We start from the raw sequence: 26,003 nt of genomic DNA on the forward strand, positions 1-26,003 counted from the left end.
ATGTCGTTTTTGCCCGTATTTCTTTGGACAGACATTCTCATCTTCCTGCTGGTAGCCGTTATCGCTGTAGCAGCCTTTTATATAAGAACACAGCCTCATTTAAGTACGCCCTGGAAATCAGTAATAAAGCGCAAGCGAGGCATGATTTCCGTTATGATCCTCGGTGTGTATATCATCGTTGGCCTGCTGGACTCTTTACATTATCGTCCGGCATTAGACGCAACAAAGAACGCAAAAGAAGTTTATTATTCATCAGAAGTATTCAGTGTATTTGATTGGCTTGTTTTACCACTGAAACAACAATTAGAAAAAACCTATTCAGCGCCTTTTGCTGATCGTTTGTTTGTTAAAGAAATACAGACGATGGATGATGGTTCCATTAACTATGATTATCCAAAATTGAAATATGGCGCTGCCCATTTAGCAAGTTCTGATCACAAAACGTCTGATATTTACCAAACAATTTTAAAAGCCAGTCTGTTAAGCCTGTTATTGCTGTTTCTGATTTATGTTTGTCATACTGCCATTGCCTCGCGTGCTCATGTAAGCCAGATCTTCCCGCAAACCAAACGCATCTTTCTCAATCACTCCGACTATCCACTTCATACTTTTTATTTCACCGCTTTTTGTCTTTTATTACTCATCTGTAACTTAGCTTTACTGAGTCAGAACTATCATGTGTTTGGTACGGATAAAGTGGGACAGGATGTTTTATACCAGTCCTTAAAGAGTATCCGTACAGGCTTAGTGATTGGGACGTTAACTACCTTGGTGATGTTGCCTATGGCCATTATGCTGGGCATTGCCGCAGGTTATTTCCGAGGCTGGATAGACGATCTTATTCAATATATTTACACCACTTTGAACTCCATCCCAGGTGTATTACTGATTGCTGCAGCCGTATTAATTCTTCAGGTTTATATGAATAATCATCCTGAGAACTTTAAAACCATTGCTGAGCGTGCAGATATTCGGCTGTTGTTTTTATGCATTATTTTGGGCATGACCAGTTGGACTGGTCTGTGTCGAATTCTACGAGCAGAAACACTTAAGTTACGTGAAGCAGAATACGTCATGGCATCTCGTGCTTTAGGGGCGGGGAGTTTTAGTATTCTACGTAAACATATTTTGCCGAACTTGATGCATTTAGTACTTATTGCCGTGGTCTTAGACTTTAGTGGCTTGGTTCTGGCGGAAGCCGTGCTTTCTTATGTTGGTGTTGGTGTCGACCCTTCCATGATTAGCTGGGGCAATATGATTAATAGTGCACGCCTTGAAATGGCAAGAGAACCTGTCGTCTGGTGGTCTCTAACTGCAGCATTTATTTCAATGTTTGTGTTGGTGCTTGCTGCGAACTTGTTTGCAGATGTTGTTCGCGATGCATTTGATCCTAGAATGCAAGGTACATTATGAGCGCATTACTAGAAGTCAAAGCATTAAAAACATGGTTTGGAAATGATAAGGCGCCATACCGAGCGGTTGATGGGGTGGATTTTTGTATTGAGAAAGGTCAAACCTATGCGCTAGTGGGAGAGTCTGGCTGTGGCAAATCCATGACAGCATTGTCTATTCTGAGGTTGAACCCTTATCCAGCCAGCCACATTGTGGCTGGCGAGGTCCGTTTGGGTGGACAAAATATTCTTTCTCTTTCTGAAGCAGAAATGGAAAAAATTCGTGGTCGTAGAATAGCCATGATTTTTCAAGAACCCCAAAGTTCACTAAATCCTGTTCTCACTGTAGGACAGCAGATTGCTGAAGTATTTAAATGGCACTTCAATCTTGATAAGGAAGCGATTCATCACAAAACGATAGACTTACTTGGATCGGTAGGTATTCCTGATCCTAATGAACGCATCAATGCTTACCCTCATCAGTTGTCTGGTGGCATGAAACAACGCGTGATGATTGCTATGGCGCTTGCCGGTGAACCTGAGTTATTGATTGCAGATGAACCAACAACCGCCTTAGATGTGACCATTCAGGCTCAAATACTTGATTTGCTGAAAGCTATTCAGCAGAAAACAGGTATGGCCATTCTGCTGATTACGCATGACTTAGGTGTTGTTGCTCAGATGGCCGATCATGTAGCCGTGATGTATGCCGGGCAAATTGTCGAATCAGCCAGCCGAACACAATTCTTTAATAATACTCAACATCCGTACACTCAAAAGCTTTTTCAGGCTATTCCCTCAAAGCAGAAGCGGGAAGAAAAACTCACGGTGATACAAGGAAGCGTGCCGCCATTAAATCGCCAGTTTCATGCTTGTCGTTTTGCTGAACGTTGTGAGCTAGCTTGGGATGACTGTCATGAAGTTGAACCACGTTGGATAAGTAATGAGGCACATGGTGTTCGCTGTCATTTATATGATAGTGATGTCCATGCTGAGCAAAAAGCCCATCAACAGTCTTTCCATAGCTCAAAGCTTTCACAGGTTGTGCCAGCAGATAATGCGATACTGCAAGTCAACGACTTAAAAGTTCACTTTCCTATCAAAAAAGGATTGTTCCAACGGACTATTGGTGCAGTGAAGGCGGTTGATGGCTTAAGCTTCGAGCTTCGTTCTGCTGAAACGTTGGCATTAGTTGGCGAGTCTGGCTGTGGCAAAACTACAGTTGGCAAAGGAATATTGCAACTCGTGCCTGTCACCTCTGGCAATGTTATTTTTCAGAAACAAACGCTTAATCGATTGTCATCTAAAGCCTTACGTTCAGCTCGCGCTTCTATGCAGATTATCTTTCAAGATCCTTTTGCGTCAATGAACCCGCGAATGACCATTAACAATGTCATCAAAGAGGGGATGCTGACATCTTCAATTAAAGATCCTGCGTTGCAGGAAGCAAAAGTGGATGAATTACTGCTTCGAGTGGGATTGAGGACAGATATCAAACATCGTTATCCACATGAGTTTTCAGGTGGTCAGCGCCAACGAATATGTATAGCAAGAGCATTAGCCGCTGAACCAGAATTAATTATCTGTGATGAACCCACGAGTGCACTGGATGTATCTGTTCAGGCACAGATATTAAATTTACTAAGAGATATTCAGCATGAGTTTGGATTATCATTTTTATTTATAACCCATAACATCAGTGTGGTAGATTATTTGGCTCATTGTGTGGCAGTAATGTATCTTGGCCGCATTGTTGAGCAGGGCACACGGGATGAAGTGTTAAATAATCCAAAGCACCCATACACTCAGGCATTACTTGCAGCGGTTCCCAGAATTCATGCAGATGAGAATGTGGTGGTCGCTCATCAACTTGATGGTGAACTGCCTTCGCCAGCGAATCCACCTAAAGGCTGTCACTTTCATCAGCGCTGTCCACATGCTATGCCTATATGTTTGGAGCTATATCCTGACTCAACGCCGCTCAGTCCAACACATCATGTGAAATGTTTTTTATTTGAGGAAAATTATGGATCAGCAAACACAAACTGAACTTGAAGCCGCCGCGTTCAGACGTTTACTTGAACATCTGCGTGAAAATACCGATGTACAAAACATTGATTTAATGAATCTGGCAGGATTTTGCCGGAATTGTTTATCAAAGTGGTATCTGGCTGCAGCAGAAGAAAAGCACATTGATATGGATTACGATCAAGCGCGTGAGCATATTTATGGCATGCCATATAGTGAATGGAAGGACAGATATCAGACAGGCCCAAAAAAATAATGGATGAAATGCGCGCTTATCTGGGCTTTGACTCAGATAATGTTCGCAGCTTTTCTGCCAGCGCTTTGGTATCTGTAGCATCTTCTTCTGTTGGTCGAAGTGTGGCAACAGTCGAAATGGTCTGACGAAGTTGTTGTAGATAATTTCGGCAGCAACTACAGACAAGCAGGTGTAAAAATAGACCGAGTCGCTTTCTAATAGGCAGATCACCTTCAAGATAATTACTGGCTTCTTCTGCCACATCTTTACATTGAAACATCTGTTATCTTCCTCGGTATTCTTCGATTTTGTGGTGTATGGTCGTGCGGGCCCGATGCAAGAGCACTCTAGCATTAGACGAACTGATATCTAGAATGTTACAGATCTCTGACATTGATAAGCCCTCCATATCATACATAGTTAACAAAGCACGCTGGTTTGCGGGTAATTGACGAAAGCTTGTTTCAATCAGTTCTTTTAGTTGTTCGTTTTCAAGAAGGGCATCAGGTGTCTCCTGTTCCCAGGGTAAAACATCATCTAAGCGATGGCCTCGTTGATCAAATTTATCTCGAGGGACTGATTCCCAGCCTTCATCCAGAGAAACTTGTCGTTGCTCTCGCTTGAACCGAGTCTTGGCAGCATTACTGGTGATTTGCAAAAGCCAGGTTTTTAAGCTGGAACGTGCCTCGAAGTTTGGTAATGCTTTGATGGCTGACAGCCAGGCATCTTGAACAATCTCATCAGCGAACGCTTCACCCACAATAGCTCTGGCAATCGTGAGCATTAAGCCATGGTATTCAGATACAACATAGTCAAACGCTTTAGCTTCACCCTCTATCAACTGCTGAATTAAGAGGCGCTCTTGTGTTGGACTATGCTTCACATTTTTTTTCATTATGTTTGTAACAATCCTTCGTGAGGCTCGTCTACTATGCAAGACGGACAACAATGCCCGTTTATTTTTTAATAACAATAGAAGGAAGTAATCATCATGGCAACCTTAAATAAATCATCAGTCGCTATAGCCACATTAGCAGCAGGTATGGCCTTGTCACCATCTTTAGCCAGTGCCGACAGCAACCCATTCTCTTCAACAGAACTTTCGAGTGGTTATATGCAACTTGCTGAACATCATGCAGACGAAGCGAAATGTGGTGAAGCAAAGTGTGGTGGTGATAAAAAAGCTGAAGAAGCCAAATGTGGCGCGGATAAAAAAGCAAAAGAAGCTAAATGCGGTGGCGATAAAAAAGCTGAAGAAGCCAAATGCGGTGCAGATAAAAAAGCACATGAAGCCAGCTGTGGTGGTAATCACTAAAAATACACTGGCAGTTTCTAAATAAGGGCTCTTTGAGCCCTTATTTATTAAGGAGAACAGGTATGTCTATCTGTCATATTTATCATGGTGTCTCAACCAGCTTAAATAAAACGCGTGCCGTCGATTTTATGGCACCACTATTATTACGTGTGTATCTCGCGCCTGTTTTTTGGGTGGCTGCCAACAACAAATGGAATCCGTTTGATGCTGATAGCTCTCTGAATAGCACAATCGCTTGGTTTGCGAATCCTGATTGGGGATTGGGGTTACCTTTTCCTGAATTGATGGCTTATCTGGCCTGGGGAGCGGAATACTTTGGTGCAATTTTTCTCATTCTGGGCTTGGGCATTCACTTAGTCACACTACCGTTAATGTTTACTATGATTGTCGCTGCTGTCACTGTCCATTGGCAAAACGGTTGGCAGGCAATACATGACACGATGAGTCCTTTTGCATCAAATGATGTCAATGAAGCTATAGAGCGTCTTCACAAGGCGAAAGAGATTTTGCAGGAATATGGGCATTACGACTGGTTAACACAACATGGTAATTTCGTTGTGCTTAATAATGGTATTGAATTTGCCGCCACCTATTTCCTGATGTTGCTAGTGTTGTTTTTTATCGGGGCTGGTAAGTACTTCAGTGTTGATTACTGGATAAGCCAATACTGTCAGCCGAGCGAGGAGGGTAAGTAAATGTTTTTTAGAAAACAAAAATCCTGGGAAATAGCTGAATCAGAAGTCACTGACTTTAATATTTATCAAAACCGTCGACAGTTTCTCAATACCAGCATATCGATTGGTCTAGCCAGTGCATTTCCATCAATGGTGTTAGCTGCGACCGAAGATAATCCGACTCAACTTTTCAAAGACTTGAGTAATAGTCCTTTTTCTACAGAAGAAGAAAAAACGGATTTTGAGTCAATTACGACATATAACAATTTCTATGAGTTTGGCACATCAAAAACGGATCCCGCACTGAATGCGACCGCTTTTCCAGATAAGTCTGAGTCATGGAAAGTCGTTATAGATGGTGAGTGTGAAAAACCTGGTACATACGATTACGATGAATTGATTAAACCCTTCTCTTTAGAAGAACGAATATATCGAATGCGCTGTGTGGAGGGGTGGTCTATGGTGATTCCATGGATTGGTTTTCCGCTGGCTGATTTGCTAAAAAAAGCGCAGCCAAATGCGAATGCAAAATTTGTTGAATTCACGACATTATATGACCCAGAACAAATGCCGGGGCAGCGACGCGCTGTGCTTGACTGGCCTTATGTAGAAGGCTTACGCATTGATGAAGCAATGAATCCTCTTACACTCTTGTCAGTGGGGCTCTATGGCAAAGAGTTATTAGGACAAAATGGGGCACCAATTCGATTAGTTGTGCCTTGGAAATACGGTTTTAAAAGCATTAAATCGATTGTGCGTATACGGTTTGTAGAAAAAATGCCTCAGACGGCATGGATGAAAGCTAATGCTAGAGAATATGGCTTTTATTCAAATGTGAATCCAAATGTTGACCACCCACGTTGGAGTCAGGCAAAAGAACGCCGTATCGGTGAATTCTTGAAGCGTAAAACGCTGATGTTTAATGGTTACGGCGAGCAAGTGGCAGATCTCTATGCTGGCATGGATCTTAAACGTTATTTCTGAAAACTAGATGTCAGCAAAAAACAAAGCAAGCATGGTCAAGGCAGGAGTGTTTTTTATCTGTCTTGTGCCACTCATTTATCTAATCTGGGGACTCTTTACTGAGAACCTTGGTGCTAATCCAGTTGAGACATTAACCAGAAACTCTGGCTTATGGGCATTACGTTTTTTATTAATCACTTTGCTGGTTTCACCTATCCGTTGGTATACAGGTCTGACGGCAGTCGTCAAATATCGACGCATGTTAGGTCTCTATGCCTTTTTCTATGCCTTTGTCCATATGCTGTTATATCTTGGTCTCGATCAACTTTTTAATATTCATGACATTTGGAAAGATATCATCAAACGTCCATTCATCACTGTGGGCTTCATCAGTTTTATTTTGCTGTTACCCTTGGTCGTAACCTCAACTAATAAAATGATAAAAAGGTTGGGTGGTAAACGCTGGAAAAGGTTACACCGTCTGACATATTTAGTTGCTTCTTTGTCGTGTCTTCATTTTCTTATGCTGGTAAAGGCCGATATTCGTGAACCAGTCATTTACATACTGTTGCTTTTAGCCTTGTTTTTTGTCAGGTTTTTACATTCATTTAATAAAAAAAAGCTGGTCACTCGCTGATTTTTTTCGCAAACTGATATACAACACCTCAACGTTGTGGTGTGAACTAACCATAAGTCAGTAAACAAGTTTCTGTTTAAATTGTGTGTCAAGTGGCATTGTATATAGTGGTTTGAGTCATGAATTCAAACAAAAACTGTTACAATGTTCCGCTGTTATTCATCGCGTTATGATTTGAGAAGGTATTTATGACTGATTTTGTCGATCACGATCCACAGGAAACTCAAGAATGGCTCGACGCCCTTGAGTCTGTAATTGAGGCCGGTGGTGAGGAAAAAGCGCACTTTATCATTGAGAAGCTCATTGATATGGCTCGTCGTACTGGGATTAACCTCCCGTATAGCGCTAACACTGCATACGTCAACACGATTCCTGTTGATCAGCAAGAACGCATCCCTGGTGACCAGGCGATGGAACACAAGCTGAGATCTTATATTCGCTGGAATGCTATGGCGATGGTAGTGAAAGCTAATATGAAACCCGGTTCTGTCGGTGGTCATATTGCGAGTTTTTCATCAGCAGCCACCCTTTACGATGTGGGCTTTAACCACTTCTTTAAAGGTGATGAATATGGCAATGGTGCTGATATGGTTTTTGTTCAAGGCCATTCATCTCCAGGTATTTATGCGCGTTCTTTCCTTGAAGGCAGACTGACTGAAGAACAATTAGAAAATTTCCGTTTTGAAGTAGACGGTAAAGGTCTGTCCTCTTATCCACATCCATGGCTAATGCCTGACTACTGGCAGTTCCCAACTGTATCAATGGGGCTTGGTCCTATTTTAGCCATCTATCAGGCTCGCTTCATGAAATACATGCAGCACCGTGATATTGTCAAAACAGAAGGCCGTCATGTCTGGGCTTATCTGGGCGATGGTGAGATGGATGAGCCAGAATCATTAGGTGCGATTACCTTGGCTGGTCGCGAGAAGCTGGATAATCTTATCTATGTCGTTAACTGTAACTTACAGCGCCTTGATGGCCCTGTACGTGGTAACGGCAAAATTGTTCAAGAATTAGAAGCTTTATTCCGTGGTGCGGGCTGGAATGTTATTAAAGTTTTATGGGGTAGTGGCTGGGATCAGTTACTGGCTCGTGATACAAAAGGCTTACTGCTTAAACGAATGGAAGAAGTCGTTGACGGCGAATACCAGAACTATAAAGCCAAAGATGGTGCTTATGTGCGTAAACACTTCTTTGGTAAATACCCTGAATTGTTAGAAATGGTTTCTGACATGACAGATGAAGATATCTGGCATTTAAGTCGTGGTGGTCACGATCCAAGAAAGATTTATGCTGCCTATAAACGTGCCGTCGATCATGTTGGACAACCTACCGTTATCTTAGCTAAAACCGTTAAAGGTTATGGCATGGGTGAAGCGGGTGAAGGTCAAAACACGACGCATCAGCAGAAGAAGCTGGAAATTGAACAAATGAAACGGTTCCGTGACCGTTTCAACATTCCTTTAACAGATGAAGAAGTAGACAACGTCCCATTCATCAAACTTAAGGATGACAGCCCAGAGAAAAAATATTTACTGGAACGCCGTAAAGAATTGGGCGGTTTCTTACCTAAACGTAACAACAGTGCACCTGCTCTGAAAATTCCTGAATTAAAACTGTTTGATGCTGTATTGAAATCAAGCGGAGATCGTGAACTTTCAACCACAATGGCGTTTGTTCGCGTCTTGACTGCACTGATTCGTGATAAACAAATCGGTAAAAATATCGTTCCAATCGTGCCGGACGAAGCCCGTACTTTTGGTATGGAAGGCTTGTTCCGTAGTGTGGGTATTTATTCTTCTTCTGGCCAGCGTTATGAGCCCGAAGATTCAGGAAAAGTCATGTGGTACCGTGAAGATACCAAAGGCCAGATTCTTGAAGAAGGGATTAACGAAGCCGGTTCAATGGCTGAGTGGGTATCAGCTGCAACGGCTTACAGTAACTACAACGTTAACATGGTGCCGTTCTATATCTATTACTCCATGTTTGGTTACCAGCGTGTTGGTGACTTATGGTGGTTAGCTGGTGATATTCAGGCCAAAGGTTTCCTCATCGGGGGGACTGCAGGTCGTACGACATTGAATGGTGAAGGTTTACAGCATCAAGATGGTCATAACCTATTGATGGCAAATGCTATTCCAAACTGCATCAGCTACGATCCGACTTACGCCTATGAAGTTGCGGTGATTGTTCATGATGGTATGAAACGTATGTATGAGAAGCAGGAAAATGTTTTCTACTACATCACGGCCATGAATGAAAATTACAAACACCCTGAAATGCCCGAAGGCGTTGAAGAAGGCATAATCAAAGGGTTGTATAAGCTCAAAACTGGCGGTAAACATAAGCTTAAAGCCCAGCTTATGGGTAGCGGTACTATTCTGCGTGAAGTGGAAGCAGCTGCAGAGCTGCTTGAAAAAGACTGGAAAGTCTCTGCTGATGTGTGGAGTGCGACTAGCATGAACGAGTTGGTTCGAGATGGACAGGAAGTTGAACGCCATAATCGCCTCAACCCAACCGCACCGAAAAAACGCAGCTATATTTCTGAATGCTTAGATGATGCGGCTGGTGTCGTGGTTGCTGCAACAGACTACATACGTTTATATGCAGAACAAATCCGTCCGTGGGTTAAAGCGAGCTATACCGTTTTAGGTACGGATGGTTTTGGCCGAAGCGATACTCGTGAAGCATTGAGAAGTTTCTTTGAAGTGGATCGTTATCATGTCGTTGTTGCAACACTACATGCATTAGCCGACGAAGGTCAGATCAAATATGACGTGGTTGCTGATGCAATCAAAAAGTATGAGATTAATGCAGAAGCAATCAACCCAGTTAAGGCATAAATAATGGCAGAATTAATTGAATTAAAAGTTCCTGATATTGGTGACTTTGAAGCAGTTGAAATCATTGAAGTGCTTGTTGCTGAAGGCGATAGCATTGATGAAAATCAAGAAGTCATTACTGTAGAGTCTGATAAAGCGATGATGGAAATTCCAGCATCGCAAGCAGGCACGATAAAAGAAATGAAAGTGGCGGTTGGTGATAAGGTCAGTGAAGGTACCGTTATTGCTATGCTTGAAGTGGCTGAAGGCGCTTCTGCTGCAAAAGAAGACGTTAAACCTGAAGAAAAAGCTGAAAAACCAGATGCGCCCGCATCAGCAGAAAAAACAGAAGCCAAAGCGGAGACTAAGGTTGAATCAACTCCGGCATCTGCAGCATCCACATCTGAGGCGATTCCCTACGCACCTGACAATAAAGCAGGTGTTCGTCGTGCTCATGCCTCGCCTTCAGTGCGTCGATTTGCTCGTGATTTAGGTGTTGTGCTGACATCGGTCAGTGGCACTGGTCCAAAAGGGCGTATCACTAAAGATGATGTTCAAAACTATGTGAAACAGGTGATGACGACACCTGCCTCTGCGCCAGCGCAAAGTGGTAGTGCAATTCCATCAGTACCGGTGGTTAATTTTGAACAGTTTGGTGATATCGAGGCACAAGAGATGTCTCGTATCAAGAAAATATCTGGCAAACACCTTCACGCATGTTGGTTAAACATCCCACACGTTACACAATTTGATGAAGCCGATATCACTGAGTTAGATGCTTTCCGCAAAGAAAATAAAGAAATGGCAGCGAAGAAAGGTGTGAACTTAACACCTTTAGTTTTCATTATGAAAGCGGTGGTTGCTTGCTTAAAACAATTCCCAGAATTCAATGCTTCACTTAGTGAAGATAAAGAAAGCCTGATTCTAAAAAATTATTACAATCTGGGTGTGGCTGTGGATACACCAAATGGGCTTATGGTGCCGGTTATCAAAGATGTCGATAAAAAAGGCTTTTTGGAATTAGCTGGTGAACTTGGTGATATTAGTGCCCGTGCTCGTGAAGGTTCATTAACAGCCAAAGATTTACAAGGCGGTACATTCTCTATTTCAAGTCTTGGTGGTATTGGTGGTCAGTTCTTTACGCCTATCGTTAATGCGCCGGAAGTGGCGATCTTGGGTGTGAGCCGTCATCAAATGAAACCGGTCTGGAATGGCAAAGAATTTGTTCCACGACTGATGCTGCCATTATCTGTCTCTTATGACCATCGCGTAATTGATGGTGCGGCAGGTGCACGCTTTACCGTGATGCTCAGCCAGATGTTGTCTGATATTCGTAAGGTGCTGCTATGAGTGAAATAGAAGTAAAAGTCCCTGATATTGGTGATTTTGATGCTGTTGAAATCATCGAAGTACTTGTGAGTGAAGGCGATATTGTTGAAGAGAATCAGGATATTATCACTCTTGAATCAGATAAAGCGGCAATGGAAATTCCTAGCACAGCCAAAGGAAAAATTGTCAGCTTAAAGGTATCTGTAGGCGATAAGGTGGCTGAAGGTGATGTTATCTTAACGTTAGAAGCTGAGCAGGCCGAGGCTGATACTGAAGACACCGAGTCAACACCTGAAGCAACGGAAACTAAAGCAAGCTCGCCAGAAAAAGCAGGGCCAACACCAGCGGCTGTTCCGCAAGGTGATGCGGATCTGCATGCCGAGGTATTGGTGCTCGGTTCTGGACCGGGTGGCTATACTGCCGCATTCAGAGTGGCTGATCTGGGTAAGCAAGTCGTCATGGTTGAACGTCACGAACGAATTGGTGGTGTTTGCTTAAATGTCGGCTGTATTCCTTCAAAAGCATTGTTACACACAGCGCAGATTATTAATGAAGCCGAAGAAATGTCGCATCATGGGGTGAAATTCAATAAACCTCAGATCGATATTCGCGAATTAGAATCTTGGAAAAGCAGTGTTGTTAATCAGTTAACTGGCGGCTTAAAAGCATTAGCTAAAACACGTAAGGTCACCATAGTGCAAGGCGAGGGTAGTTTTACCAGCCCAAACACTTTGAATGTTGAAGGTCCTGACGGTGAGAAAACGATCTCGTTTGACCACTGTATTATTGCTGCCGGTTCACGCGTAACAAAAATCCCTGTATTCCCAAATGACGATCCAAGAATGATGGATTCCACGGATGCATTAGAACTGGAAGATGTACCAGAAAAATTATTGGTCATTGGCGGTGGTATCATCGGACTTGAAATGGCGACTGTTTATGATGCTTTAGGCTCCAAGATCACTGTCGTTGAGTTACAAGATAGTCTGATTCCGGGTGCGGATAAAGATATTGTTAAGCCGTTGCTCAAGCGTGTAGAGCAAAAATACGACAATATATATCTGAACACAAAAGTCAGTAACATTGAGCCAAAAGAAGATGGTTTACTCGTCACTTTTGAGGGTAAAGATGCACCTGAACAAGCGATGTTTGACAAAATACTGGTTGCTGTTGGTCGTTCACCAAACGGTAAACTGATTAATGCTGAAGCAGCGGGTGTCATCGTGACTGATCATGGCTTTATCGAAACGGATGGCCAGATGCGTACGAATGTGCCGCATATCTTTGCTATTGGTGACATTGTAGGTCAACCGATGCTTGCCCATAAAGCAACGCATGAAGGGAAAGTGGCTGCTGAGGTGATTGCTGGTCAGAAATCCGTATTTGAACCTATGACGATACCATCTGTTGCCTATACCGATCCTGAAGTGGCCTGGATGGGAATGAGCGAAGACGAAGCCAAAAAGCAAGGCATTGATTATGTGAAAGGTGCCTTCCCTTGGGCTGCCAGTGGTAGAAGCTTAAGCCTGGGTAGAGATGAAGGTCTGACAAAAGCTATCTTTGAAAAAGAAACTGGCCGATTAATTGGTGCAGGTATTGTTGGTCCTAATGCGGGTGAATTAATTGCAGAAGCTGTTCTCGCTCTCGAGATGGGAGCAGATGCTGAGGATATTGGTTTGACTATCCATCCTCATCCAACTTTATCTGAGACATTAGGATTTGCTGCAGAAATGGCCGAAGGATCAATCACCGATCTGATGCCGCCACGCAAGACTTTGCACTCTAAGTAACAATGCGTAAACTGGCTGTTGCCAGCAATTGATGAGGGTATATCTGTGTTCAACACAGATATACCCGTTTTTTTGCCTATTATTTTTTTGAGTTAATGACAAGCAAGGGCCATTTTGATGCCACGTTAAAACCGCCACTCAAGTGGGCGGGTGGGAAACGTTGGTTATTACCTGTTCTTAAACGCTACTGGAATAAACATCAGCCGAGCAGACTGGTGGAACCTTTTTGTGGCGGGCTTTCGGTTGCGCTTGGTTTAGCCCCAGATAATGCATTACTCAATGATGTAAACCCCTCATTAATCAATTTTTATCAGCATCTAAGCCAAGGCCTGGAAGTCGAAATAGCGTTTATTAATGATGAGGCAAACTACTATCAATGTCGTGACGAATTTAATCGGCTTAATGCTAAACAAAGTGATCCAGCGCGGGCGGCACAACTCTTCTATTATCTGAATCGCACTGGCTACAATGGTTTGTGTCGGTTTAATAGTCAGGGCGGTTACAATGTCCCTTTCGGACGTTATAAAACCATCAATTATTTAGAGAGTTTTGTTCACTATCAGCCAATCCTGTCTCGATGGCAATTTTCTTGTGAGGATTTTGAATCGATACCACTCCAAGCGAATGACTTTGTATATGCCGATCCTCCATATGACACACCCTTCCATCAATACTCACAAAAAGGATTTAAATGGGAAGACCAGGAGCGTCTGGCATATTGGTTAAGTCATCATGAGGGGCCAGTTCTTTTGTCTAATCAGGCGACAGACAGAGTCATCAAGCTTTACCGTCAGCTGGGTTTCAGGCTGCGTTACCTTGATGCACCACGTTTAATTAGCTGTAAAGGAAATGGGCGGAAAGCGGTGAAAGAAGTGCTTGCGATCCGCGGTTTTTGATACAATACGCGTTCTTTTTTATTCAAGTTAATGCCAAGATTGCCGATGCTATAACTATGGTGATTTAGGAATTAAGTCAGTTCATTTTTTACAGGAATACATATCACCCATGTCTAAAATCAACAAAGTCGTATTAGCCTATTCTGGCGGATTAGATACCTCAGTTATTTTGAAGTGGTTACAAGATAAATATGATTGTGAGGTGGTCACTTTCACAGCTGACTTAGGGCAGGGTGAAGAAGTTGAACCAGCCAGAGCAAAAGCACAGTCTTTAGGTATCAAAGAAATCTACATTGAGGACTTACGTGAAGAATTTGCTCGTGACTATGTCTTTCCTATGTTCCGTGCAAATGCTATCTATGAAGGTGAATACTTATTAGGTACTTCTATTGCTCGTCCACTGATTGCTAAACGTTTAGTTGAAATTGCTCAACAAACTGGTGCAGAAGCGGTTTCTCATGGCGCGACCGGAAAAGGAAATGATCAGGTCCGCTTCGAACTTGGCGCCTACGCACTAAATCCGAACATCAAAGTGATAGCCCCTTGGCGTGAATGGGACTTATTGTCTCGTCAGAAATTACTTGATTATGCAGAACAACACGGCATACCTGTAGAAATGAAACAAGGTAAAAAATCACCTTATTCAATGGATGCTAATCTGCTGCATATCTCATATGAAGGTGGCATTTTAGAAGATCCATGGGCTGAGCCTGAAGAAACGATGTGGCGTTGGTCAGTTTCTCCAGAAAATGCTCCAGATAAAGCGACTTACCTTGAACTGACCTATGAAAAAGGTGATATCACCGCTATCAATGGTGAGGCTATGTCACCAGCGACAGTCATGACTTACCTGAATAAAGTAGCGGGTGAAAATGGTATTGGTCGTCTTGATATCGTTGAAAATCGTTATGTCGGTATGAAGTCACGTGGATGTTATGAAACACCCGCTGGGACAGTGATGTTGAAAGCCCACCGTGCTATCGAGTCATTGACCTTAGATCGTGAAGTAGCTCACCTTAAAGATGAATTAATGCCTCGTTATGCCAAATTAATTTATAACGGATATTGGTGGGCACCTGAGCGTGTGATGCTGCAGAAGATGATTGATGAATCGCAAACCACCGTTAACGGTAAAGTCCGTGTCAAATTATATAAAGGTAGTGTTTCTGTTGTTGGACGTGCTTCTGAGACGGACAGCCTGTTTGATGAATCTATTGCTACATTTGAAGACGATGCGGGGGCTTATGATCAGAAGGACGCTGAAGGTTTCATTAAACTGAATGCGCTGCGTTTGAAAATTGCTGGTAAAGCAAAACGTAAGTTCTGATAGCGCTTAATAAGGCCAAACTGAAATATGGACTACAACGAATTATCTGATAAAGCCGCGGAATATATGCGGCTTGCGTTGCCCCTAATGCGAAAGCATGGGGTGCCAATGACGCCAGATAATTATACCGTATGGTATGAACATGTTTCCGGTGCCAATGAAGCCCTTTCTTTAGCTATTAATTCCATGGTTAAAGAAACGCCAGTATTAACGCAGAATCAATGTCAGCACTTATTTAAAAGCTATTTCAATATTGAAAAAGAGCGCGAAGAAGTGTTCCAAATGCGTCTTGAACTGGCGCGTTTGCTGAAAGAAGTGATCAACTTCATCTACAGCAGTGTTATGCATACTGATAAGACAAATCAACGTTTAAATGATTTGTTAAGTCGAATTAACCGTGATATGTCTGCAGCCGAAATTCATCAAATAGTCGATGATATTTTGGCTGAAACACGCCAGGCCATGAACAGTGGTGAATTATTAACTGAGCGCTTAGACACGGCGATGTCTGAGTTACAAAAACTTAAGAAAGAATTTGATGTGTCTAAGCAGGAAGCGAAAACCGATACGCTTACTGGATTAGCAAATCGTAAGGCTTTCGATGAAGTCGTGACAAAGGTGACACATGATGCAGATGACTCTGGCTTAGATGTGTGTATTATTTTTGCTGATTTGGATTTATTTAAAAATATCAATGATAAGCATGGACACCTGGTCGGTGATCAGGTGTTGCGTGTTGTTGCCAATTCACTAAAGGATAGTGTTAAGGGGCGAGATCTGGTGGCGAGATACGGTGGTGAAGAGTTTGCTATAGTCTTATTGAATACCAGCTTGCAAAATGCTAAAAACGTTGCTGAGAATATTCGTCTGGAGATTGCCTCAAAACGAATTCAGCGTAAAGATACCCGGGAATCCTTAGGCACGATTACTTTGTCTTTTGGTGTCGCTCGTTATGTACCATCTGAAGGCAGTGAAAGCTTTATGCAACGTGCAGATAGAGCGCTTTATATGTCGAAAAGGAGAGGGCGCAACTGCGTATCAGAAGCGCCACCGCCTATTATTTAGTTTGTTCTGGGAACGTATTTGTAAAAAATACTTCCTCAAGATCAAGCTGTCCTGAACGAGGGCGTGCATCCTGTAGTTTCTTACCTATCGTGATCATCATTACGATCACGTGATCATGTGGCAAGTTAATTAGTCTGGCGACTTTATCAAAATCAAAGCCATCCATAGGGCAAGAATCATAGCCCATACCTTTAGCCATCAGCATTATTGTTCCTGCAGCAATGCCTGCTGAACGAAAACACTCGTCACGTTGTCCTTGGTGATGATTAGTGTAATAGCCCTCAATAGCGGGCAACATAAAATCTTGAACTTCTTTTGGCGCATGTCGCCAATAACGTTGCGGATCTTTCTCCCAGGCATTTAAGTCAGCACATAAAATTAATAACATTGAGGCATCAGTGACTTGTGCCTGGCCATAACTGGCTTCACGGATAGCTTGACGCAGAGCGTTGTCTTCAACATTAACAAAACGCCAATGCTGAAGGTTAAAGGCTGTTGGAGATAAAATCGCATGCTCCATCAGCATGTTGACTTCTTCTGCGGTCATTTGATGTTCAGGGTCATAATGCTTAACAGAACGACGTGTAAGAATCGCTTCTTTAATATCCATAAATACTCTTGTGATTAATTTGAAGATGTTTCAACTTTCAGATAGATAGTTTGCTGTTGTGCTTGATGTGATTGATAACGTTTCATCCCATTTTGCTGGGCGTGTTGATCTTCTGAAACAAAGGCCAGTTTTATCCAGTTACCTAACTCACCTTGTACCGAAGTAATCACTTCACTTGAGTTAATTTGCCCTTGTTGAGCTCTATCTGAAAAGAAAGGGTGAATATCGATTTTAACTCTGTTATCAGCCAATAAAAATGGGACAGCATTAAAACCATTTGCCGTTGACGTATAGTACGTATTGGTAGCCAAACCAATGTCGCCGCTGCCGTTTATGAAATAAAGATAGTCTTTCTCAGGTTTTGCATTACCTAACTTAATGGTGATGGGCTGACCAGCAATCCCCTGAGCTTGATATTGATTGTCTTGATCGTCTTTACCTTTTGTTGACCATGCCTTGAGTTTGACTGAAGCATTTGGCTTTGAATCTGAAAGTGTAATATTGGCTTCACTCCCTGATTGTTGCTGAAGTTCTTGTGAGGTTTGCAAGACAGTAATGACGACAGACTTTAATGGTGTGTCGAGTTTTTTGATGAGCTGTTCAACATTAGCAAGCGTGGCTCGATCCGACTTTAAAATCAGCATGTTGTCATAGGCTCTTATTGTCGCTGTCTCAGGCAAAAAGGGCCGAACCTGCTCTACGACTTCATTGGCGAGACGATGTTTCAATGCAATGGTATGGATGTTTGTATCTGCTAATATCGTTGAGTAGAACATGAGTAACGCAATTGTCAAAATGTGATTTTTCATAACTGCAGACGCCTCGTATTCAAATCAAACTCACTTCTGGCCCACATATCGTCGAAGTCTTTCTTGCGATTACTGACCTGACCCGTGGCATCAAAATCAACTACACCTTCGTAGCGATTAGCATTTGGACAATATAAAAAGGCTTTTTTATCAACCAACAGGCTCATATGCCGTAGTTTTTGCTCTTGTCTGTCAGCAATATGAATTTGAATTTTACTGGAGAGTCTCTGAGCAAGAGGTATGAGCAGATGCCTTTGTGCTGTAGATTGCCGTGTATTGTGAACAAGTAACCGAACTGTACAGCGCTGACTCTGGTTGATAAATGTGATTAACTTATCGATGACCATTTGATTGTTGAATAAAACACTATCCAACTCAGGACCGAAAAAACAAATTTCTTGCCTAGCTGACTCAATGAGTTCGATAGTGTATTGGCTTGCATATTCCCGACTGTCGAATGGGATTGCTGGATCGTCAGTCGGGATAGCTTCAATCATTGTTAACCGTTTGTTGCTTGTTCTGCCGCGTTACCCAGATAATTAGCGGGAGTCATTGCCTTTAATTTATCCTTGGCTTCTTGAGGCATATCCAGTCCATCAATGAATGCTTGCATGATGTCTTTATTAACGCGCTGGCCGCGAGTTAAATCTTTCAGCTTTTCATAAGGATTTTCAATACCGTAACGACGCATTACTGTCTGGATTGGTTCAGCTAATAATTCCCAGTTAGCATCCAAATCAGCGGCCATAACTTCTGGTGCTGGATCGAGTTTACCAATACCTTTCAAGGCGGAGCTATATGACAATAAAGAGTGTGCAAAACCGACACCTAAATTACGTAACACAGTCGAGTCTGTCAGGTCACGTTGCCATCTGGAAATAGGCAGTTTCAGAGCCAAATGATCAAACACGGCATTCGCTATGCCGAGGTTACCTTCAGCATTTTCAAAGTCGATAGGATTGACTTTATGAGGCATGGTGGATGAACCAATTTCGCCTTTCACTGTTTTTTGCTTGAAATAACCGATAGAAATATAGCTCCAAACATCACGGCAAAAATCAATTAATACCGTATTGAAGCGAATCATTGCCTGGAATAGTTCAGCCATGTAGTCATGGGGTTCAATCTGCGTGGTGTATTTATTCCAACGCAGTCCCAGTCCTGTAACAAACGCGTTTGCCATCATCGGCCAGTCAACATCAGGGTAGGCGGCATAGTGAGCGTTGTAGTTACCGACTGCACCATTCATTTTCCCGTAGAGTAAAACTGCAGCCACATGAGTACGTTGTAACTCGAGACGTTGAACCACATTAGCCAATTCTTTACCCAGAGTCGTAGGCGATGCTGGCTGGCCATGAGTGCGTGACATCATCGGTGTATCAGCGTGTTGCTGTGCAATCTTACGAATAGCAGCAATGACCGTATCCATTTCAGGCAAAATGACTTTTTCACGGGCATTTTTCAGCATGATACCGTAAGCGGTATTGTTAATATCTTCTGAAGTACAAGCAAAGTGAACAAACTCGCTAACAGCGTTCAGTTCTGCATTGTCTTTAAATTTTCTTTTGATGAAATATTCAACGGCCTTAACGTCGTGATTGGTTTCACGTTCGATATCTTTTATTTCTTGGGCATCTTCAACAGAGAAGCTATTGATGATGTTGTCTAAAAAAGCTTCTGCTTCTTGACTAAGTTTCGGTACTTCCTGAATACTGGCATTGTTACCGAGTAAATGTAGCCAGCGAAGTTCTACTTCTACACGGGCGCGCAGAAGTCCATACTCACTAAAGAATGGGCGTAGCGCTTCAGTTTTTCCGGCATAGCGGCCATCAACCGGTGAAATCGCGGTCAAAGCGGTTAAATCCATGAATACTCCGATGAAAGATTTAGTTAATAAATTTGTGCGAAATTATAGCAGAGTTCGCTCGTGCTAAACGCTTTCAGGTAAAATGTCACCGTTTCATTCTCAAACTTTGGGGTACACATACGTGCTGAAAGAATATCAATCGCAAGTTGAAGAACGCGCCAAACTTGGCTTACCACCGTTACCACTTGATGCTGAACAGGTTTCTACCTTAGTTGAACAGCTCAAATCCGGAAGCGATGACAGTGAAGAATTATTAGAACTTCTTATTCATAGAGTACCGCCAGGTGTAGACCAAGCGGCCTATGTGAAAGCCGGCTTCCTCACTGATATCGCAAAAGGTGAAGTGACATGTGCATTGATTTCTCCTGTAAAAGCGACCGAGTTACTCGGAACGATGATGGGGGGCTACAATGTGCAATCATTGATCCAGCTACTCGATATTGAAGAAACAGCCGCGACTGCTGAAAAAGCCTTATGCAAAACATTGATGGTTTATGATGCCTACCATGATGTGGTTGAAAAAGCAGAGAATAATGAGTACGCCAAGCGCGTATTACAATCTTGGGCTGATGCAGAATGGTTTACCTCCCGTCCTAAATTAGCTGAACAGATCACGTTAACCGTATTTAAAGTGCCAGGTGAGACAAATACGGATGATCTATCACCCGCGACAGAAGCCTGGAGCCGTCCTGATATTCCACTGCATGCTAAAGCCATGCTTGTCAGCAAAATGGATGACCCTATTGGCGACATCGAGAAGTTGAAAGAAAAAGGCCATCCACTGGCGTTTGTCGGTGATGTTGTGGGTACCGGGTCATCACGTAAATCAGCCATTAACTCTGTGTTGTGGCATATGGGACATGATATTCCCTATGTGCCTAACAAACGCCAGGGTGGCGTTATTCTCGGTAATAATATTGCTCCTATCTTCTTTAATACTGCGGAAGACTCTGGTGCAATGCCAATTGAATGTGATGTCCAGAATATGGAAACTGGCGATATCATTACCATTCTGCCTTATGAAGGCAAAATATTAAACGAAGCGGGTAATGTCATCAGCGAATTTAGTATGCGTCCAACCACGCTGGCTGATGAGGTCCGTGCCGGTGGCCGTATTCCATTAATCATTGGTCGTGGTCTGACAGATAAAGCCCGAGAAACCCTCGGTTTAGAGCCATCGGATATTTTTGTACGCCCAGTCGAACCTGTGGATACAGGTAAAGGCTTTACATTAGCGCAGAAAATGGTCGGTCGTGCTTGTGGTGTTGAAGGTGTTCGTCCTAACAGTTACTGCGAGCCTAAGGTCACCACCGTTGGTTCTCAGGATACAACCGGTGCGATGACACGTGACGAGTTAAAAGAACTTGCCTGTTTAGGTTTTTCTGCTGATTTGGTTATGCAATCTTTCTGTCATACCGCTGCCTATCCAAAACCGGTTGATATTAAATTACAGCATGAGTTACCGGACTTTATCAGTACACGTGGTGGTGTTTCATTGCGTCCTGGTGACGGTATTATCCACTCTTGGTTAAACCGCATGATTTTGCCTGATACCGTCGGTACTGGTGGTGACTCACATACGCGTTTCCCAATTGGTATCAGTTTCCCGGCTGGCTCAGGTTTAGTGGCGTTTGGTGCAGCTTTAGGGGTTATGCCGTTAGATATGCCCGAGTCCGTACTAGTTAGATTTAAAGGTGAAATGCAACCAGGTATCACATTACGTGACTTAGTTAATGCAATCCCATACGCTGCTATTCAACAAGGATTGCTGACTGTTGAGAAAAAAGGTAAGAAAAATATTTTCAATGGTCGTGTGTTGGAAATTGAAGGTTTACCTGATCTCAAAGTAGAGCAGGCATTTGAATTATCTGATGCTTCGGCTGAACGTAGTGCAAATGGTTGTACCGTGCGTTTGAATAAAGAACCTATTATTGAGTTCTTAAATTCAAATATGGCGCTGATGGAATGGATGATTGCGGAAGGGTATCAGGACGAGCGTACTTTGCGTCGTCGTATTGATAGCATGAAAGCCTGGTTGGATGATCCACAGTTATTAGAACCTGATGCTGATGCAGAATACGCTGCAGTCATCGAAATTAACTTGAACGAAATTAAAGAGCCTCTATTGGCTTGCCCGAACGATCCTGACGACATCAAACCGTTGTCTGAGCTTCAAGGTAATAAAATCGACGAGGTGTTCATTGGTTCATGTATGACCAATATCGGTCATTACCGCGCTGCAAGTAAAGTGTTGGAAAATATGCGTAACTTACCTGTTAAGTTATGGATTGCTCCGCCTACCAAAATGGATAAATTCCAGCTGACCGAAGAGGGCGTATATAGTACGTTTGGTCGTGTTGGTGCTCGTACAGAAACACCGGGTTGTTCCCTGTGTATGGGGAATCAGGCACGTGTAGCTGATGGCGCGACTGTTGTTTCGACATCTACACGTAACTTCCCGAATCGTTTAGGTAACAATGCCGATGTTTATTTATCTTCTGCTGAGCTTGCAGCGGTGGTAGCAAGTATCGGACGACTGCCAACCGTGGCTGAATATCTAGAAGCGGTTGCAGGGATTAAACCAATGGCAGCGGAAATTTATCGTTATCTTAATTTCCATGAAATGGATGAATATCGACGTACTGCCAGTTAACCTATAGTGGTATCAAGCAAAAAAGGCTGTTTTCTTTATTAGAAGCAGCCTTTTTTATATCCAGGGTAGTAAATGAATACATCTGTACAAGTTATTTCAAACTTTCAATTGGCGCTGGCATTTATCCCAGTCATTGTGGTTTTACTGATGATGGTGCGCTGGTCATTAAAAGCTGGCTTTGCGGTGTATGCATTAATTCGCATGCTGATTCAGTTATTACTGGTGGGGTATGTATTAACAACGGTATTTGCTGCGGAACAATCATGGATCGTCATGCTGGTGATGTTAGTCATGGTTAGCACTGCCAGCTGGATTGCATTGGGAACGGTCAAAGACCAACGGCGCGCACTTTATCCCGTTGTTTTCATCAGTATTTTACTAGGTAGTGGGCTGACATTGCTGCTAATTACGCAAAGTGTGATCGGTCTTTCTCCCTGGTATGAACCACGGTATATGATTCCATTAGCCGGGATGATTTTTGCTAACGCGATGAACAGTGTGAGTTTGGCAGCAGAGCGGTTATCTACAGAATTATCACGAAATATCGATTTCATCACCGCCAGGTATGAGGCTTTTCAGGCTGCTTTTATACCAACGATTAACTCGATGTTAGCTGTTGGTTTAGTGTCTTTGCCAGGCATGATGACCGGACAAATCTTATCAGGGGTGTCTCCCATCACAGCTGCTCACTATCAAATTGTAGTGATGTGTATGATTTTTGGTGGTTCAGGTTTATCGATTGTATTTTTCTTATGGCTGTTTAAAGCACGAATGAATTAAATTTCACGCGACAGTGCTTCGGTAGCGCTAAGGAGTTTTCCGCTTTGAAATAGAAACTGCCAGCGTCGTCCACCTTTTTGTTGCCATAACACGGCAGCACGAATACCCGTAAGAAGCAGAGCTCTTACCCGATTAATATTATCAGGCTGTTGTAGAAAGCCGGGATCACCATAGACTTGAATGCGTGGTTTTAACTCACTTAAGGTGCGTTGATAAATATCAGCAAAACGAGCAATTACTTGTGGTGACAGTATGTCACCGAAGTAATCTATCTGAGAGGGCACCTGCTGAATTTCGCGATCTATTAATGCCAGCATTTCAGGTTGCTTGGCTAATTGACGTTCAAGATGAAGCAGGCTGATAACATAACGCAATAGGTTTACATCTTTCTTGTCTTTTTTCTTGGAAAGCTGGGTGTTGAGTGCCTCAATTCCTGTTCGTAATTGACTGACTGAACCATACACAGATTCAGTATCTGGCGCATTCTCAACCAGCAAACTTTCCAACATGACTTTCATATCAGCACTATTTACCTGACCGGTTTCAGCGACTTGTTGAACTAGTGATGCAGCTTGCACGACGGCTGTAATAGCAATGGTTCGATCACGTAAACGGGGACTTATACTCATGGATGGATTCCTGGTGCATCAGTCGAGACAATAATCCCACCACCCAGACAATCATCGTCCAGATAGAACACAACAGATTGGCCCGGTGTCACCGCACGTTGTTTTTCATCAAACTCAACCTGAATATGACCGTTCTCATCCTGAGTTATCGTACAAGCTTGATCGGGTTGGCGATAGCGTGTCTTTGCTGCTGCACGACATGGGAACTGTGGCGGATGGCCAGCTACCCAAGAGAGTTCGTCTGCCGTTAAGTTTTGACTCCACAACCAGGGATGATCTCCCTGAACAACGTAAAGAATCTGATTATCCATATCTTTACCGGCGACGAACCAAGGTTCGCCAGTGCTATCTTTTCGACCACCGATACCCAGTCCCTGACGTTGACCTAATGTGTAATACATAAGCCCCGCATGCTGACCAATTTTTTCACCTTCTGGTGTTCGCATCTCACCAGGCTGAGCCGGAATATAGCGGCTTAGGAACTCACGGAAATGACGCTCGCCAATAAAACATATACCCGTACTGTCTTTTTTATCATGATTAATAAAACCGGCTTCTTCAGCAATACGTCTAACTTCGGTTTTTGGTAAATCACCCAGCGGGAAGCGTGTTCGTGATAATTGTTCCTGACCAAGCGTATATAAAAAGTAGCTTTGATCTTTTTTGTGGTCTCTGCCTTTTAACAGATGAAATTGGCCATTTCGTTCTTCAACACGTGCGTAGTGGCCGGTAGCAATGATGTCGCCACCAAGCTCAATAGCATGATCGAGAAAGGTTTTAAATTTGATTTCACGATTACAAAGAATATCTGGATTGGGTGTACGACCGGCACGGTATTCGTCTAAAAAGTGCTTGAAAACGTAATCCCAGTATTCCATGGCAAAGTTTGCTTCATGAAAGGAGATGCCAACAGTTTCAGCAACAGAGCTGGCATCTTTACGATCTTCTTCGACAGTACACTCACTTTCATCAGCGAAGTCGACCCAGTTCTTCATGAACAGGCCTTCAACATGCTCAAATTGCTGTTTTAACAATAATGCGGCGACAGAAGAATCGACGCCGCCGGAAAGTCCGACGACTACTTTATTTACATTGCTCATATTTAGTTACGTAAAATATCCAAAGGATAGCGGTGACCGTCAATATAGTCTTGGAAACAATCGCTTACAAGTGTACTACGCAGATCCGCTTGTCTGCGGCGTACCTCTTCAAAAGGTAACCAGAGGGCCTGGTGGATATCATCATCCAGCGGTTGGTCAGGATCATGATCCGACACTGTTCCTGAAAAACAGTAACGAATATAGGTTTCGCCCTTACGCGGGTGAATCCAGCGATATATTCCGACCAGTGATTGCGGATGAAACGTCCAGGCAGTCTCTTCCTTTGTCTCACGAATCACTGCGTCGATAAGACTTTCGTCTGGTTCGAGATGGCCGGCTGGCTGGTTTAATGTCATTTTGCCGTTGATTTCCTCCTCGACCAGAAGGAATCGATCGTCCTGTTCGACGACGGCGGCGACTGTTGTTCGAGGCTTCCAAATCATCTCGCCATTTTATCACGTCATTGGCATTAACGGAGAGCCATTGACCTGGTTCCAGACTATTTAGTTGCCACGGGCCAATTGCCGCTCGTACTAAACGAAGTGTTGGATGTCCGATAGCTGCTGTCATACGTCTGACTTGACGATTACGTCCTTCTGTAATTTTCAGCTCCAGCCATTGTGTTGGAATAGATTTTCGTTCACGAATTGGTGGCTGTCTATCCCAGATAGTCGGTGGACTTATCAGACGTGCTTTTGCAGGTTGAGTGAGTCCGTCTTTTAGTTCGATACCTGTGATTAATTGTTCTAACGCCTTAGTGTCTGGAATATTTTCTACCTGAACCCAGTAGGTTTTTTCTAATTTAAATCTGGGATTCGCTATTAAGTGTTGTAACTGACCATCATCAGTGAGTAATACAAGTCCTTCACTGTCACGGTCCAGTCTCCCAGCAGGGTAAATATGTTGGAGATTGATATAGTCCTTTAGCGTCTTACGACCAGCTTCATCGGTAAACTGTGTCAGCACATCAAAGGGTTTGTTAAAAAGTATCAGCTTAGTCATGATTAGTGTGTGAAACCGTTTAATGATAAAATGCTCAACTTTTTTATCATAGAGTTGTTTAGTTAAAACGTTTATTGGTCA

General features: G+C 43.0%; 25 protein-coding genes. 15 read left to right on the top strand and 10 right to left on the bottom strand.

Annotated elements, in window-relative coordinates:
- Genes B3V56_RS13405 through B3V56_RS13415 form a run of 3 tightly spaced genes read left to right on the top strand, consistent with a single transcriptional unit; the run spans position 1 to position 3,675 of the window.
- Positions 1-1,413: an ABC transporter permease gene (locus B3V56_RS13405; protein ID WP_286304442.1), complete on the top strand. Its 1,413-nt coding sequence runs from the start codon at positions 1-3 to the stop codon at positions 1,411-1,413.
- Positions 1,410-3,440 carry an ABC transporter ATP-binding protein gene (locus B3V56_RS13410; RefSeq protein WP_289284407.1) on the top strand — a complete coding sequence of 677 codons (2,031 nt, stop codon included), beginning with the start codon at positions 1,410-1,412 and terminating at the stop codon, positions 3,438-3,440. The genes B3V56_RS13405 and B3V56_RS13410 overlap by 4 nt, the downstream gene beginning before the upstream one ends.
- A complete protein-coding gene (locus tag B3V56_RS13415) occupies positions 3,418-3,675 on the top strand; it encodes a DUF1244 domain-containing protein (RefSeq protein ID WP_286304444.1) in 258 nt (85 codons plus the stop codon). Before B3V56_RS13410 ends, B3V56_RS13415 begins: the two co-directional genes overlap by 23 nt.
- 16 nt (positions 3,676-3,691) lie before the next feature.
- Here B3V56_RS13415 and B3V56_RS13420 read toward each other — a convergent pair whose 3' ends face one another.
- Together B3V56_RS13420 and B3V56_RS13425 are read right to left on the bottom strand one after the other, a co-directional pair.
- Complete coding sequence (locus B3V56_RS13420) at positions 3,692-3,934, bottom strand: hypothetical protein (RefSeq protein ID WP_286304445.1); 243 nt, start codon at positions 3,932-3,934, stop codon at positions 3,692-3,694.
- Positions 3,935-3,937: 3 nt separating this feature from the next.
- The gene (locus B3V56_RS13425) at positions 3,938-4,549 is read right to left on the bottom strand and encodes an RNA polymerase sigma factor (protein WP_289244762.1); all 612 of its coding nucleotides are present in this window, start codon (positions 4,547-4,549) and stop codon (positions 3,938-3,940) included.
- Positions 4,550-4,645: 96 nt separating this feature from the next.
- Here B3V56_RS13425 and B3V56_RS13430 point away from each other — a divergent pair, with 96 nt between their 5' ends.
- The 10 genes from B3V56_RS13430 to B3V56_RS13475 all read left to right on the top strand — a co-directional run bounded on the left by B3V56_RS13430 (position 4,646) and on the right by B3V56_RS13475 (position 16,472).
- Positions 4,646-4,969, top strand: coding sequence for a low-complexity protein (locus B3V56_RS13430; protein WP_286304447.1), 324 nt, complete (start codon positions 4,646-4,648; stop codon positions 4,967-4,969).
- Between the two features lie 62 nt (positions 4,970-5,031).
- Positions 5,032-5,664 (top strand): DoxX family protein, encoded by a 633-nt coding sequence (locus B3V56_RS13435; RefSeq protein ID WP_289282281.1) that lies wholly within the window; start codon positions 5,032-5,034, stop codon positions 5,662-5,664.
- Positions 5,665-6,627 (top strand): protein-methionine-sulfoxide reductase catalytic subunit MsrP, encoded by a 963-nt coding sequence (gene msrP, locus B3V56_RS13440; protein WP_289282282.1) that lies wholly within the window; start codon positions 5,665-5,667, stop codon positions 6,625-6,627.
- A gap of 7 nt (positions 6,628-6,634) precedes the next feature.
- A complete protein-coding gene (locus tag B3V56_RS13445; protein WP_289282283.1) occupies positions 6,635-7,243 on the top strand; it encodes a sulfite oxidase heme-binding subunit YedZ in 609 nt (202 codons plus the stop codon).
- A gap of 188 nt (positions 7,244-7,431) precedes the next feature.
- Positions 7,432-10,086: a pyruvate dehydrogenase (acetyl-transferring), homodimeric type gene (gene aceE / locus B3V56_RS13450; RefSeq protein ID WP_286304451.1), complete on the top strand. Its 2,655-nt coding sequence runs from the start codon at positions 7,432-7,434 to the stop codon at positions 10,084-10,086.
- A 3-nt stretch (positions 10,087-10,089) separates the two neighbouring features.
- Positions 10,090-11,415 (top strand): dihydrolipoyllysine-residue acetyltransferase, encoded by a 1,326-nt coding sequence (gene aceF, locus B3V56_RS13455; protein WP_289282285.1) that lies wholly within the window; start codon positions 10,090-10,092, stop codon positions 11,413-11,415.
- A complete protein-coding gene (lpdA, locus tag B3V56_RS13460) occupies positions 11,412-13,184 on the top strand; it encodes a dihydrolipoyl dehydrogenase (protein ID WP_289282286.1) in 1,773 nt (590 codons plus the stop codon). Before aceF ends, lpdA begins: the two co-directional genes overlap by 4 nt.
- Positions 13,185-13,279: 95 nt before the next feature.
- The gene (locus B3V56_RS13465; RefSeq protein ID WP_289282287.1) at positions 13,280-14,080 is read left to right on the top strand and encodes a DNA adenine methylase; all 801 of its coding nucleotides are present in this window, start codon (positions 13,280-13,282) and stop codon (positions 14,078-14,080) included.
- Between the two features lie 109 nt (positions 14,081-14,189).
- On the top strand, positions 14,190-15,407 hold the full coding sequence (locus B3V56_RS13470) for an argininosuccinate synthase (protein ID WP_289282288.1): 1,218 nt from the start codon (positions 14,190-14,192) through the stop codon (positions 15,405-15,407).
- 27 nt (positions 15,408-15,434) lie between these two features.
- The gene (locus B3V56_RS13475) at positions 15,435-16,472 is read left to right on the top strand and encodes a GGDEF domain-containing protein (protein WP_289282289.1); all 1,038 of its coding nucleotides are present in this window, start codon (positions 15,435-15,437) and stop codon (positions 16,470-16,472) included.
- Here B3V56_RS13475 and B3V56_RS13480 read toward each other — a convergent pair.
- Genes B3V56_RS13480 through purB form a run of 4 tightly spaced genes read right to left on the bottom strand, consistent with a single transcriptional unit; the run spans position 16,465 to position 19,758 of the window.
- Positions 16,465-17,082: a nitroreductase family protein gene (locus B3V56_RS13480; RefSeq protein ID WP_286304456.1), complete on the bottom strand. Its 618-nt coding sequence runs from the start codon at positions 17,080-17,082 to the stop codon at positions 16,465-16,467. The genes B3V56_RS13475 and B3V56_RS13480 overlap by 8 nt on opposite strands.
- A 14-nt stretch (positions 17,083-17,096) precedes the next feature.
- Positions 17,097-17,891 carry a secretin N-terminal domain-containing protein gene (locus tag B3V56_RS13485; RefSeq protein ID WP_289284408.1) on the bottom strand — a complete coding sequence of 265 codons (795 nt, stop codon included), beginning with the start codon at positions 17,889-17,891 and terminating at the stop codon, positions 17,097-17,099.
- Positions 17,888-18,388, bottom strand: a complete 501-nt coding sequence (locus B3V56_RS13490; protein ID WP_289284409.1) for a hypothetical protein — start codon at positions 18,386-18,388, stop codon at positions 17,888-17,890. Before B3V56_RS13490 ends, B3V56_RS13485 begins: the two co-directional genes overlap by 4 nt.
- 2 nt (positions 18,389-18,390) lie before the next feature.
- Positions 18,391-19,758: an adenylosuccinate lyase gene (gene purB, locus B3V56_RS13495; protein ID WP_286304459.1), complete on the bottom strand. Its 1,368-nt coding sequence runs from the start codon at positions 19,756-19,758 to the stop codon at positions 18,391-18,393.
- A 121-nt stretch (positions 19,759-19,879) separates the two neighbouring features.
- On the opposite strand from purB, the gene acnB reads away from it, so the two are divergent.
- On the top strand, positions 19,880-22,411 hold the full coding sequence (gene acnB, locus B3V56_RS13500; RefSeq protein WP_289284410.1) for a bifunctional aconitate hydratase 2/2-methylisocitrate dehydratase: 2,532 nt from the start codon (positions 19,880-19,882) through the stop codon (positions 22,409-22,411).
- A gap of 72 nt (positions 22,412-22,483) precedes the next feature.
- Positions 22,484-23,191 carry an ABC transporter permease gene (locus tag B3V56_RS13505; RefSeq protein WP_289284411.1) on the top strand — a complete coding sequence of 236 codons (708 nt, stop codon included), beginning with the start codon at positions 22,484-22,486 and terminating at the stop codon, positions 23,189-23,191.
- Here the strand turns inward: B3V56_RS13505 and hflD are convergent.
- From hflD to B3V56_RS13525, 4 genes are read right to left on the bottom strand one after another with little or no spacing between them, the layout of a single operon-like run.
- A complete protein-coding gene (hflD, locus tag B3V56_RS13510; RefSeq protein WP_289282297.1) occupies positions 23,188-23,820 on the bottom strand; it encodes a high frequency lysogenization protein HflD in 633 nt (210 codons plus the stop codon). The genes B3V56_RS13505 and hflD overlap by 4 nt on opposite strands.
- The gene (gene mnmA, locus B3V56_RS13515) at positions 23,817-24,920 is read right to left on the bottom strand and encodes a tRNA 2-thiouridine(34) synthase MnmA (protein WP_289282298.1); all 1,104 of its coding nucleotides are present in this window, start codon (positions 24,918-24,920) and stop codon (positions 23,817-23,819) included. The genes hflD and mnmA overlap by 4 nt, the downstream gene beginning before the upstream one ends.
- 2 nt (positions 24,921-24,922) lie before the next feature.
- The gene (locus B3V56_RS13520) at positions 24,923-25,303 is read right to left on the bottom strand and encodes an NUDIX hydrolase (RefSeq protein WP_289244793.1); all 381 of its coding nucleotides are present in this window, start codon (positions 25,301-25,303) and stop codon (positions 24,923-24,925) included.
- Complete coding sequence (locus tag B3V56_RS13525) at positions 25,209-25,922, bottom strand: pseudouridine synthase (RefSeq protein ID WP_289282299.1); 714 nt, start codon at positions 25,920-25,922, stop codon at positions 25,209-25,211. The genes B3V56_RS13520 and B3V56_RS13525 overlap by 95 nt, the downstream gene beginning before the upstream one ends.
- Between the last annotated feature and the right edge of the window lie 81 nt (positions 25,923-26,003).

The sequence above is a fragment of the Methylophaga sp. UBA2513 genome, from assembly GCF_002341285.1.
GTDB lineage: Bacteria > Pseudomonadota > Gammaproteobacteria > Nitrosococcales > Methylophagaceae > Methylophaga > Methylophaga marina.